We start from the raw sequence: 12,176 nt of genomic DNA on the forward strand, positions 1-12,176 counted from the left end.
GGGTGGTGCTGGACGTCGCTGTCATCGAAGAACCCGCCGCGGCCGAGGCTTCCCTGGACCCGATCCGGTCCCGGATCCTCGCCGCTCTCGCCGAGCCGGGCTCGGCCGCGATGCTCGCCGGTCGGCTCGGGCTACCGCGGCAGAAGGTGAACTACCACCTCAAGGAGCTGGAGCGGCACGGGCTGGTCGAGCTGGTCGAGGAACGGCGCAAGGGCAATGTCACCGAGCGTGTATTCCGGGCCACGGCAGCCTCTTACGTGATCTCCCCCAGCGCGCTGGGTGCGGTCAGTCCGGATCCGGCGCGCTCGCCCGACCAATTGTCGGCGCGGTGGCTGGTGGCGCTGGGCGCGCGGCTGGTGCAGGAGGTCGGGGCGCTGCTGACCGGCGCGGTCCGGGCGCAGCGGCGGGTCGCGACATTCGGGATCGACGCGCAGGTGCGGTTCGCCTCCGCGGCCGACCGGACGGCGTTCGCCGAGGAGCTGGCGCAGGCGGTGACGACGCTGGTCAGCCGCTACCACGACGAGTCCGCCCCGGGCGGGCGCGACCACCGGGTGGTCATCGGCATGCACCAGATACCCACCGCCCGGAAAGACACCGAATCCGAAGCAGGACGGGAGAACTGACAATGGGGCATCCGTTCGAGATCGAGCTGGAGGCGACCCTGCCCGCGAGCCCGGACCAGATCTGGGAGGCGATCGCGACCGGGCCGGGAATCAACTCCTGGTTCATGGGGCGTAACGAGGTCGAGGCACGGATCGGCGGGATCGCCGCCATGGATACCGGTGGCCGGCGGGAAGAATCGGTGATCACCGCATACGAGCCGGGCAAGCACTTCGCCACCCGCACCGGGACCGACGAGGACGGCCGGTTCATGGCCTTCGAGTATCTGCTCGAGGGGCGCGAGGGCGGCAGCACCGTGCTGCGGGTGGTCCACAGCGGCATGCTGGGCGACGACTGGCGGGACGAATACGACGCCCTGCGCCGCGGCTGGCCGTTCCACCTGAACACACTGCGCGAATACCTGACGCACTTCCCGGGCCGGATTGCAGCTCCCGTATTCGCCTTCGCCATGGGCTCTTCCGGGCAGGCGGTGCGGTCGGCGCTCATCCGGGCGCTGGCGCTACCGGACCCGGTCACGGTGGGCGCGCGAGTACAGGCTGAACCGACGGGCCTGCCGGCGCTGGACGGTGAGGTGGTCTGGTCCGACGACGAACGGTTCGAGATCCGCACCGCCGACGGGCTCTACACCTTCCACCACGCGCCCACCGGACTCGCGCTGATGTTCCATCACCTCTTCGGTCCCGACACCGCCGGGGCCGAGGCCGCCTGGCAACGGTGGCTCACCAACCTGCTGGGCTGAAGCAGCCCCGGCCGAACCATTCGAATCACCAACCGACACACCACATATCAAGGAGCAGAGCATGCGCACTCTCATCAGCACCGCCTTCATTTCCCTCGACGGCGTCGTGGAGGGCCCGGGTGGCGAACCCGGCTACCGGAACTCCGGCTGGACCTTCAAGGACGTCGAATTCGTTCCCGAGGCCTACGAGCTCAAGGGACGCGAGCAGGAGGAAGCCACCGCGATGCTGATGGGTCGCGTCAGCTATGAGGCGTTCAGCCCGGTGTGGCCGGACATGGCGGACTTCGCCGGGTACAAGGGCATGCCGAAATACGTTGCCTCCACCACCCTCACCGATGCCGACCTGGTGACGAACTGGGGCGAGACCACCATCCTGCGCTCCCTCGACGAGGTGGCCGCCCTGAAGGACACCGACGGCGGCTCGATCATCATCCACGGCAGCGCCTCGCTCAACCGCGCGCTCTCCGACGCGGGCCTGATCGACCGCTACCACTTGCTGGTGTTCCCGGTCCTGCTCGGCGCGGGCAAGCGCCTGTTCTCCGAGTCCGACAAGGACGCCCAGAAGCTGAAGCTGGTCGAGGCCGCCACCTATTCCAACGGAATTCAGAAGAACATCTTCGACGTCGTCCGCTGAGGCATCCGGCCCGGATCCGGCAGTTCCCTGGAGGACTCGCCGGTTGGCCCGTGGTCTACCCGGCCGACCAGCCCTCACTCCACGATCGCTCGGACCTGGCGTCGAATTTCGCCGAAGATGCTGACTACGAGGCGAATTCGAGCCAGCGGGCGAACGGATGTTCCCGGGCGCGGGGGGTGTGGGGATGGGTGAGACTCCCCGGTTGCCGGGTTTGGCTTTGGCTGATGCTGATTGGTTGGTTGCTGCTGCACTGCGAGTGGGGGCCGAGCGTGAGTTTCCGCCACTTGCTGTAGCAGTTGTCGATGTCACCGGGTCGGTGATCGTGTTGCGGCGTGCCGACAGCGGGATGCCGATGACGAGCCGGATTGCGGTGGCGAAGGCGCGCACGGCATTGCTGACGCTGCGAGAGTCGGGGGGTATCGAATTGCCGGGAGCGATCACCGGCAGTATCCAGCATCTTTACGGCGGTGATTTCGTGCCGTACGCCGGCAGTGTTCTCGTGACCGAGAACGGGGTCCGGGGTTCCGCAGAATTCGGAGCGCCTGGAGTCGCGTTTTAGGGCCTGACCTGGGGTGACATGGAGAATTGCGCCCGGGGAGCGTGTCTCTAGGCGCGGGTATCGGTGCTGGTCAGCGGGTTGGGGTGAGTTCGATGATCTGCTTGGGTGTGGCGGCGCCGAGTCGGGTGAGGAGGTCGCTGATTCCAGACCTGTCTTCGAACATCGCTTTGACACCGTTCTACTCACCATTGCCCACGGTTCGGGCGTAGTCGGCAAGGGAATCGGCAGTGCGTTGAATGTGCCGTGCCAGGGCGTCGGTGGCCTCGTCGGCCCGGCGGGCGACGGTCAGTTCGGCCAGTTCGCGGTGTTCACCGGCGGTGTCGCGGTTCGGGTCGTCGCCGAGGAAGCGAGACCATGCGAGGTAGAGCTCGGCGCGTACCCGGAGCGAGGTGGCGATCGATTCGAGGTGGCCATTGCCGCTGCCGGCGAGCAGGGCCACATGGAAGGCACGGTGGACGTCCACGAAATCCAGGTTGGGGACGGCATCTTCGAGAAACATCGGCGTGGCGGCCAGTCGGTGGTGGGCGGCGACGACCTGCGCCTCCCACATCAGGTCTCCGTTGGCGATGGACTCGCGCAGCGTGGCGGTCTCGATCAAGACGCGGGCTCGGGTCAGTTCGCGTAGGTCGGTTGCGGATAGCGGCAGGGTGGCGAAGCCGCGCTGTGGATTGGCTTGCAGCAGGCCTTGTTCGGCGAGTCGGCTCATGGCCTCGCGTACGACGGACAGGCTGACGTCGAAGCGCTCGCTGTAGTCGGCGAGCTTCATCTTCGTGCCCGGCGGAACGCGGGCAGAGAGGACTTCGGATCGGATCGCGTCGTAGACGACCTCGGCCCGGGTCTGTTTGACGGTACGGGTCGGCACTCTCGCATGGTATCGCGACCCCGAGGGAATGACGTCATTCGAGAAAATTTCGAAATTCTCTTGCAATGTCGAAATTCTGCGCGTAGAACTTGTGGTGCTCGTCACTCACATGCGCGACCGGTATCGCGCTCAGGAGGTTGATCACCACATGACCACCACGGTTCCCGTTCTGATCGTCGGCGGAGGCGGCGCGGGGTTGTCCGCGTCGATGATCCTGTCCACGCTCGGGGTCGAATCCCTGCTCGTCAGCGCCCTGCCCGAAACATCGGTCCTGCCCAAGGCGCATGTGCTGGGGCAGCGCACCATGGAGATATTCACCGAAGTCGGTGTGGCCCAGGCGATCTACGAGCGCGGGACCCCGCAGGAGAATCTCGTCGAGACCGGCTTCTACGCCGGTGTGCGCGGTGCGAACCCGAACACGGGACGTGAGATCGGCAAGCTCGAGATCTGGGGCGCCGGGAATCGAGATCCGGAGTACATCGACGCCAGTCCGTGCCCGACGACCAATCTTCCGCAGATCCGGCTCGAACCCGTGTTGAAAGCCCATGCCGAGCAACTCAATCCCGGCAGGATCCGATTCAATCACGAGCTGATCGCTCTCGAACAAGATGCCGACGGCGTCACCAGCACCATCCGCGACAAGGCCAGCGGTGAGCAGTACCGGGTCCGCTCCCGGTACGTGATCGCCGCGGACGGCGGCCGCACCGTCGGCAAATTGGTGGGCATCGAGCTGCAGGGCGACCGCAACATCATGGATGTCGCATCGGTGCACATGACCGCCGATCTGTCCGAGGTGCTCTCCGATGACGGGGTGTTGTTGCGGTGGCTGGCCAATCCCGACTTCGGCGGCACGATGACCGGGGGAACGCTGTGTCCGATGGGCCCGGATCATTGGGGCACGAAGTCGGAGGAATGGGTCTTCCACATCGGCTACCCGTACGGCGACTCCGATGCCGGCGACCGTGACAAGGTCATCGCACGGATGAAGGCGGTGCTGGGTCTGCCCGATCTGGACGCCGAGGTCCACGCCGTGTCGAAGTGGACGATGGAGGGCATCCTGGCCGACAGGTTCCGGGCCGGCCGGGTCTTCGTGGCCGGCGATGCCGCCCACCGGCATCCGCCCACCAGCGGACTCGGATTGAATTCGGCGGTCCACGACGTGCACAACCTGTGCTGGAAGCTGGCCCAGGTGTTGGCCGGGCAGGCCGGCGACGCTCTGCTCGACACCTACGAGGCCGAACGCCGCCCGGTGGTGCAGCGCAATATCGCCAACTCGGTCAAGTGCGCGATGGACCGGTTCCGGCTCGACGCGGCGCTGGGCATCTCGATGGACAAATCGGCCGAGGAGAACTGGCGGGCCATCGAGGTCATCTGGGATCCGTCGCATCCGGACTACGCCGAACGGCGTGATCTGCTCAACAACGCGCTGGCCGCCCAGTCGGGCGAATTCCGCCATCACGGACTGGAATTCGGGTTCACCTACACATCGACGGCGGTCGTCGACGACGGCAGCCCGGCGCCCGTGCCGATCGACGCCGTCCGGTTGTACGAGCCGAGCACCAGGCCCGGTCACCCGCTGCCTCACGCATTCGTTTCCCGTGCGGGCGTGAGGTTCCCGCTGCAGGAGCTCACCTACGGCGGCGCGTTCGTCCTGATCGCCGGCGAGGACGGAGCGGCCTGGGTGGACGCGGCCCGCAAACTGGCCGACAGCACCGGCATCCGCCTGGTCGCGGTGACCGTCGGCGCGGACGACGCCGAGCTGGCCGACGTGCGCTTCGCCTGGCTGCGCAAACGCGAAATCACGCGTGCCGGTGCGGTTTTGGTGCGACCCGATCGTTTCGTGGGATTTCGGGCTGTCGGCGCGGTCGAGGATCCGCTGGCGGTGCTGTCCTCGGCCCTCGAGCGGATTCTCGCCGTCGGCGGGCTCGGCGCCGGTATCGGCGCGTGATTCAGCCGACTGCTGCTTCCTGCGGCAGCGAGTCGAGTCCGGGCAGCGGGGACCAGGCGATCCGCGTCGCCTCGTCGGCGGGCAGGCCCAGCATGCGCAGCAGGTCCTCGGTCACCTGGTCGGCGGCCTCGGCATCGTCGCGGTCGGGGTGATCGTGCAGCAGTTGCCCGAGGCACAGGGCCGCGCCTGTGACGAGGGTCATGGTCAGGTCGAGGTCCCGGACCTGAAATCGTCCGGCCTCGACGGCGGACTCGATGTCGCGGCGGGCGCGGGGGGTGATGCCGGTGGTCACCTCGGTGAGGCCGAGCCCGTTGGCGAGCAGGCTCTTGCTGAGCGTCGGCGCGCGTCGGTGCAGGCGGCTGACGAGTCGGAAGCTCTGCGCGAACGCCTGCGCTGGATCGTCGATTCGCTTGGTCAGCACGTCCAAGGCCGCGCCGAGCCGGTCCAGCGCGTCCTCGACCGCGGCCCGGAACAGTTCGTCCCGGCTGGCGAAGTGGTTGTAGAACGACCCCATTCCGACGTCGGCGGCCTGGGTGATCTCCAGGATCGGCGGGTTCAGCCTTCCCTCGGCCATGAACGCCTGCGCCGCGGTCACCAGTGCGGCGCGGGTGCGCGCCTTGCGGCGCTCGAGGCGGGTGGGTTCCGAACCGGTCGGTGTGGCCATTGCCGTCCCCTGTCTCGCCAATTTCCGGCCATGGTAGCCCAGAGTGTCAATGCTGACGAATTATTCAGAACCCCTTGACTGAGGATAGCAGCGTAAGTGACGATATCTTCAGCAAGTTGAAGGGAGTGATCGATGAACGACCATCACGACGTCCACGTCGGTCTCCACAGTGAGCAAGGGGCATTGCCCGGTGAACATCCCGGGCGGGCCCGCAATCCGGTGATCAAGGTCGCGGACCTGGCGTGGCTGGAATTCGAGAAACCGGACCTGCGCAAGGCCGAGACCTTCGCGCACGCCTTCGGATTCGCCACCGCCGCACGGTCGGTGGACGAATTGTGGCTGCGAGGAACCGATCCCGGCGCGCCGTGCGTGCTGATCCGCCGCGGACCGCGCTCGAGTTTTCTCGGCCCGGCCTTCCGGGCCACCGAAGCCGCCGATCTGTCGAGGCTCGCGGATCGCACCGGGTCCCGGGTGGCTCCGCTGCCGGAGAGTCTCGGCGGGCTCGTCGTCGATCTCGCCGACCCGAACGGGCTGCGAGTGCGCGTCACCGCGGGTATGGAGGTGCTCGGCGCGCTGCCCGCCCAGCAACCGCACACGTTCAACTTCGGGCACAGCACGGCCCGGACCAACAGCACCCAGCGCCCGCCCCGCGAACCGACTCGGGTACAGCGGCTGGGGCACGTGGTCTTGCAGACGACCCGATACCGGCAGACCCTGGACTGGTATCTGGAGCATCTGGGCTTGATCGTCAGCGACTTCCTGTACCACCCCGGCCACCGCGAGCGCGGACCGGCGATGAGTTTCATTCGCTGCGACCAGGGCTCGATCCCCACCGACCACCACACCCTGGCACTGATGCTCGGACCGTCCAACCGCTACGTGCACTCGGCCTACCAGGTCGCCGACCTCGACGCGCTCGCCGCAGGCGGGGAATACCTGCGCGAGCAGGGATATCACCGGTCGTGGGGTATCGGCCGCCACATCCAGGGCAGCCAGATCTTCGACTACTGGCGTGACCCCGACGGGTTCATCGTCGAGCACTTCAGCGACGGCGACCTGTTCGACAACACCCTCGAACCGGGCTGGGCACCGATGTCGGCATCCGGGCTCGCGCAATGGGGTCCCCCCGCGACCAAGGACTTCCTCGGCATCGCGCCCGGCCGCGAAGCGCTGCGCGAACTGCGCGCCATGGCCTCCGCGCTGCGCGAGGACAACGAATTCGACCTCGGCCGCCTGCGCGGCCTGATGAAAGTAGCCCGCTCATGAGCATTTCCGTACTCCGCACCGCCGACGCCTGGTGGGTGCAGACCGCCACCGGGGCCACCCGCGTGGACACCACTGCCACGACCACCGGTGAACTGCTGGCCGATCGCGAGGCCCTCACCGCCGCAGCCGCGAGCCGCGACACCACGCCGGTGGCCGAGCTGAGGCTGTGCTCGCCGGTGACCGCGCCGTGCCGGGTGGTCGCGCAGATGACAAATTTCGCCTCCCACGTGCGGGATTCGGGCGGCGATCCGAAGACGGTGCCGCTCACCTTCTTCCGCAAGACCTCCGGATCGATCAGTGGACCCTACGACGACGTGATCCGGCCCGCTCATGTGGGACTGCTGGACTACGAGGTGGAGATCGGCCTGGTCTTCGGCAAACCGATGCCTGTCGGCTCCGAGATCACCGCCGACAACCTCGCCGACTACATCGCCGGCCTGGTCGTCACCAATGACGTGTCCGCCCGGGATGTGCAGTTGCCGAAAACCCAGTTCTACGAAGCGAAGTCGTATCCGACGTTCACCCCGGTCGGGCCGGTGCTGGTGCTGCTGGACGCCGATGAGCTCAAGCGGTTCACCGATCTGCGGCTGCGGCTGTGGGTCAATGGCGAACTCCGCCAGAACATGACGGTGGCCGACATGATCTACCGGCCGGTGGAGGCACTGCGGGAGCTGACCCGCTTCCAGCGCATGGACAGCGGGGACCTGCTGCTCACCGGCACCCCGATCGGCACCGCCATCAGCGCTCCGCCGAAGCCGGTCGCGCTGATCACCAACCTGCTGCCACCGGCGGTGAAATGGAAGCTGTTCTTCGCCGGCCAGGCCAAGAACCCGAAGTACCTGCAGGACGGGGACGTCGTCGAAGCGGCCATCGGCACCGACGACGGCGCACTCGATCTTGGACGCCAGCGCACCGTCGTGAGATACGCGCGATGACCGGCACGATACCCGCCCCACCCGTCGGCCCGGACCGGATGTGGCCGCGGTACGAGTCACCGGCCGACCTGGCCGAGATCGAATCCGTCCCGCTGGCCGCACGCGGACTGCCGGAATCGACCTACGCGCTGCTGACCCGGGCGGCGCGCCTGTGGCCCGACCGCACCGCCCTGACCGTCCTGCCGGACGCGACCCGATGGCGAGAACCGGTGTGCCGCACCTTCTCCGAGCTGCTGGCCGATGTCCACCGCTACGCGAATCTGCTGTACCGGCTGGGCGTACGGCGCGGTGACGCGGTCGCGCTCATCGCACCCAACTGCGCCGAGCTGATCCCGGCGACCCTGGCCGCCCAACTCGCCGGAATCGCCGCGCCGATCAACGGCGGTCTGTCCCCGCGACACATCGCAGAACTACTGCGCCGCTCCGGCGCGCGGATCGTGATCACCGCCGGTCCCGAACTCGCCGCCGAAACCTGGCGCTCGACAAGGGAATCCGTGCTGGGAGGCCACATCGAGGCGCTGCTGGTGCTGCGCCCGACCGCCTCGGACGCCGCCGCGGACCCGCTCCCGCGCCTGGACGGGATCGAGGTGGGATACCTCACCGACCTTGCCGCCGACCAGGATTCGACCGGCTTCGCCGGCCGGCCGCCGACCGCCACGGATCTGGCGGCGCTCTTCCACACCGGCGGCACCACCGGCGTACCGAAACTGGCCGCGCACACCCACTCCGGTGAGGTCGCCAACGCGTGGATGATCGCCGCGAACTCCCTGCTGGACACGAATTCGGCGGTATTCGCCGGGCTGCCGCTGTTCCATGTCAACGCCCTGGTGGTCACGCTGCTGGCACCCTTGTTCAAGGGACAGCCGGTGGTCTGGGCCGGGCCGCTCGGCTACCGCGACCCCGCACTGTACGGCCAGTTCTGGAACCTGGTCGAGCACTACCGGATCGCCACGATGAGCGCCGTGCCGACCGTGTACGCGGCGCTGGCGCAATGCCCGGTCACCGCCGACATCTCCAGCCTGCGATACGCCATGGTCGGCGCCTCGCCGCTGCCTGCGGCCGTCCGCGAGAATTTCCAGGCCCACACCGGAATCACGCTCATCGAAGGCTACGGCCTGACCGAGGCGACCTGCGCCAGCGCACGTACCTTCCCCAGCGCTCCCCGGCCGGGTGCGGTCGGCCAGCGCATGCCCTATCAGCGGGTCAAGGTCGTCCGCATCGGGCCCGATGGGAGCTGGAACGACCTGCCGCGCAATCATCTCGGAGTGCTGGCGGTCAGCGGTCCCACGTTGTTCGCCGGCTATGTCAGCGGGCGTGGCGAACACGGTCATCTGCTCGACGGGTTGGGCAAACTGGTCGACGGCTGGCTCGACACCGGTGATCTCGCCCGCGTCGACCACGACGGCTACATCTACTTACAGGGCCGCGCCAAGGATTTGATCATCCGCGGCGGCCACAATATCGACCCCGCCACCATCGAGGACGCCCTGTTGGCTCATCCACAGGTCACCGGTGCCGGCGCGGTCGGGCGGCCCGACCCCCACGCCGGTGAGGTGCCCGTCGCCTATGTCACGCTGGCCGCGGGCGCCGAAGTGACCGAGACCGATCTGCTCGCCTGGGCCAGCGAGCGGGTTCCCGAGCGCGCCGCCGCACCGAAATCGATCACCGTGCTCGACTCGCTGCCGACTACCGACGTCGGCAAACCCTACAAGCTCGCGCTACGCGCCGACGCCACCCGCCGCGAGCTGCTCGACGCACTCGACACGACCGCTGGAATCGGTGCCGTGTCGGTGTCGATCGAGGACGGATCGGTGCTGGCCACGGTCGAACTCGCTGCGACCGCGGATGCCCCGGCCGTGGAAGCCGTGCTCGGTCGATACGCAATTTCATGGAAAGTCCAGGTTGATCAATGAAGATCGCGGCGATCGCACTCGCCTGTCTGCTCATATTGTGTTTCGTTTCCGCCGGAGCGGCCAAAGTGCTCGCGGTACCGGCCATGCGCGAGCGGGCCGCCCATGTCGGCTTCTCGGTCGCCGCGTATCGGGCCATCGGTGTGCTCGAACTAGCCGCTGCGCTGGGCGTGCTGGCCGCACTGGTGTGGTGGCCGATCGGTGTGGCAGCCGCGGCTGGTCTGATCCTGCTCATGGCCGGCGCCGCCATCGTGCACGCGCGCACCGGTGACCCACTCCCGCAGCTGGCACCGGCCGTGGTCGCCGGGCTGATCTGCGCGGCCTACCTCGCGACATGGATCGGAGCCAACCGATGAACAGCTCGATCGTTCCCGTGGTCATCGTCGGCGCGGGCCCGACCGGGCTCACCGCGGCCACCCTGCTGGCTCAGTACGGCATCGAGGTCCTCGTGCTGGAACGCTGGGACGGTGTCTTCCCGCAGCCCCGCGCGGTGCACCTCGACGGCGAAATACGCCGCATCCTGGCCAAACTCGGAATCGGGACCGCCTTCGACGCCATCACCCGGCCCGCGCTGGGACTGCGCCTGCTCGACCGCGATCAGCGAGTGCTCGGCCAGATCGACCGCGACCCGGCGGGCGGGCGCAATGGCTACCCCGAAGCGAACCTGTTCGACCAGCCCGAGCTGGAAGCGCTCCTGCGCGCCAATCTCGAACACCACCGATCCGTCACCGTGCACGGCAACGTCGAAGTCACCGCTATCGCTGACGAAACTGACTGCGTGCGAATCGATTACACCGACCGCCTCACCGGATCGGCGGCAACTGTCCACGCGAGATACCTGCTCGGCTGCGACGGCGCCAACAGCCTGGTCCGCGCCGCCATCGGCGCACGCATGCAGGACATGAGATTCGAACAACGCTGGCTGGTCGTCGATGTCGCCACCACAGCCGAACTCGGCCAATGGGAGGGGGTCCACCAAGTCTGCGATCCCGAACGTGCCGCCACCTACATGCGCATCGGGAAAACCCGTTACCGCTGGGAATTCCGCCTGCGGCCCGGCGAAACCGCCGACGACTATCCAGATGTCAGCCGGCTGCACCCACTGATCCGCCCCTGGACCGCAGACACCCCCGTCGAGGAATTGGATGTGGTCCGGGTCGCCGAATACACCTTCCGCGCCCAGGCCGCCGATCGCTGGCAGCGCGGACGAGTCTTCATCCTCGGCGATGCCGCCCACCTCACCCCGCCGTTCATCGGCCAGGGATTGTGCGCTGGACTCCGCGACGCAGCGAACCTCACCTGGAAGCTGGCCGCGGTCCTGGGCGGCAACCTGCCCGCCGACCTGCTCGATACCTACGAGGCCGAGCGAAAACCACACGCGCGCAGCATGATCCGCCTCGCCAAACTGATCGGCATGATCATGACCGACGGCGGTGAGCTGGGCAACCGACTGCGCGGCGTGCTTGCCCCGCATCTGCACCGGATTCCCGGCCTCACCGCACAGATCACCAGCGGCGAAACACCACCGCTGCGCCGCGGCGGCCTGGTCACGGCGCCCTTGCTCCGGCGTGGTCTGGCCGGCCGACTCGTCCCGAATTGCCGGCTCGCCGATGGTCGCCGTGTCGACGACGCCATCGCCGGTCGCTACGCGGTCATCACCACCGCCGCACCGACAACCGCGCAACGTGAGTGCATCGAACAACGCGGCGGAACTCTGCTCATCGCCGAGCGCAACGGCGAATTGCACCGCTGGCTTCGAGATGCACGCACCACCGCCGCCCTGGTCCGCCCGGATGGGACCATCCAGCGAACCGGAAGCAAGCTCACACAGCTGTGCACCGACATGGTCAACCTCCACTGGAGCGCCGCGAACCGGCCACCGCTCGAACAGCGCGAACCCCAGGCCCAGCGGCCGCCTTCAACCCGGGAATCCGCCGGAACAACGGCGAATCCTGATACCTGAATGCCCAGGAAAGCAGTCGGAGGACTGCAGGGTACTTTTGCGGGAAGCATCGCGCAGCAGACGGTGGGGCTGTAT

12 protein-coding genes are annotated in these 12,176 nt (G+C 67.7%); 10 read left to right on the plus strand and 2 right to left on the minus strand.

Annotated elements, in window-relative coordinates:
• The first annotated feature begins 5 nt into the window (after positions 1–5).
• From AB0L60_RS11375 to AB0L60_RS11390, 4 genes are all read left to right on the plus strand, one after another.
• On the plus strand, positions 6–623 hold the full coding sequence (locus AB0L60_RS11375) for a helix-turn-helix domain-containing protein (protein ID WP_364610973.1): 618 nt from the start codon (positions 6–8) through the stop codon (positions 621–623).
• Between the two features lie 2 nt (positions 624–625).
• Complete coding sequence (locus tag AB0L60_RS11380; RefSeq protein WP_364610976.1) at positions 626–1,360, plus strand: SRPBCC domain-containing protein; 735 nt, start codon at positions 626–628, stop codon at positions 1,358–1,360.
• Between the two features lie 61 nt (positions 1,361–1,421).
• A complete protein-coding gene (locus tag AB0L60_RS11385) occupies positions 1,422–1,994 on the plus strand; it encodes a dihydrofolate reductase family protein (RefSeq protein WP_364610979.1) in 573 nt (190 codons plus the stop codon).
• A gap of 184 nt (positions 1,995–2,178) precedes the next feature.
• Positions 2,179–2,553 (plus strand): heme-binding protein, encoded by a 375-nt coding sequence (locus AB0L60_RS11390; RefSeq protein WP_364610982.1) that lies wholly within the window; start codon positions 2,179–2,181, stop codon positions 2,551–2,553.
• Between the two features lie 178 nt (positions 2,554–2,731).
• Here AB0L60_RS11390 and AB0L60_RS11395 read toward each other — a convergent pair whose 3' ends face one another.
• Complete coding sequence (locus AB0L60_RS11395; protein WP_364610985.1) at positions 2,732–3,415, minus strand: GntR family transcriptional regulator; 684 nt, start codon at positions 3,413–3,415, stop codon at positions 2,732–2,734.
• 148 nt (positions 3,416–3,563) lie between these two features.
• On the opposite strand from AB0L60_RS11395, the gene AB0L60_RS11400 reads away from it, so the two are divergent.
• Entirely contained in the window at positions 3,564–5,363 is a 1,800-nt protein-coding gene (locus tag AB0L60_RS11400; protein ID WP_364610988.1) for an FAD-dependent monooxygenase, read from the plus strand.
• A gap of 1 nt (position 5,364) precedes the next feature.
• On the opposite strand, the gene AB0L60_RS11405 is transcribed toward AB0L60_RS11400, so the two are convergent.
• Complete coding sequence (locus tag AB0L60_RS11405) at positions 5,365–6,027, minus strand: TetR/AcrR family transcriptional regulator (protein WP_364610991.1); 663 nt, start codon at positions 6,025–6,027, stop codon at positions 5,365–5,367.
• Between the two features lie 132 nt (positions 6,028–6,159).
• Here AB0L60_RS11405 and AB0L60_RS11410 point away from each other — a divergent pair, with 132 nt between their 5' ends.
• The 5 genes from AB0L60_RS11410 to AB0L60_RS11430 are packed head-to-tail and all read left to right on the plus strand — an operon-like array spanning position 6,160 to position 12,101.
• Positions 6,160–7,293, plus strand: a complete 1,134-nt coding sequence (locus tag AB0L60_RS11410) for a VOC family protein (protein WP_364610994.1) — start codon at positions 6,160–6,162, stop codon at positions 7,291–7,293.
• Positions 7,290–8,228, plus strand: a complete 939-nt coding sequence (locus tag AB0L60_RS11415; protein WP_364610997.1) for a fumarylacetoacetate hydrolase family protein — start codon at positions 7,290–7,292, stop codon at positions 8,226–8,228. Before AB0L60_RS11410 ends, AB0L60_RS11415 begins: the two co-directional genes overlap by 4 nt.
• Complete coding sequence (locus AB0L60_RS11420; protein WP_364611001.1) at positions 8,225–10,141, plus strand: acyl-CoA synthetase; 1,917 nt, start codon at positions 8,225–8,227, stop codon at positions 10,139–10,141. The genes AB0L60_RS11415 and AB0L60_RS11420 overlap by 4 nt, the downstream gene beginning before the upstream one ends.
• On the plus strand, positions 10,138–10,494 hold the full coding sequence (locus AB0L60_RS11425; protein ID WP_364611004.1) for a DoxX family protein: 357 nt from the start codon (positions 10,138–10,140) through the stop codon (positions 10,492–10,494). Before AB0L60_RS11420 ends, AB0L60_RS11425 begins: the two co-directional genes overlap by 4 nt.
• Positions 10,491–12,101 carry a bifunctional 3-(3-hydroxy-phenyl)propionate/3-hydroxycinnamic acid hydroxylase gene (locus AB0L60_RS11430; RefSeq protein ID WP_364611011.1) on the plus strand — a complete coding sequence of 537 codons (1,611 nt, stop codon included), beginning with the start codon at positions 10,491–10,493 and terminating at the stop codon, positions 12,099–12,101. Before AB0L60_RS11425 ends, AB0L60_RS11430 begins: the two co-directional genes overlap by 4 nt.
• The last annotated feature ends 75 nt before the right edge of the window (positions 12,102–12,176 follow it).

The organism is Nocardia sp. NPDC051981 (assembly GCF_040680715.1).
GTDB lineage: Bacteria > Actinomycetota > Actinomycetes > Mycobacteriales > Mycobacteriaceae > Nocardia.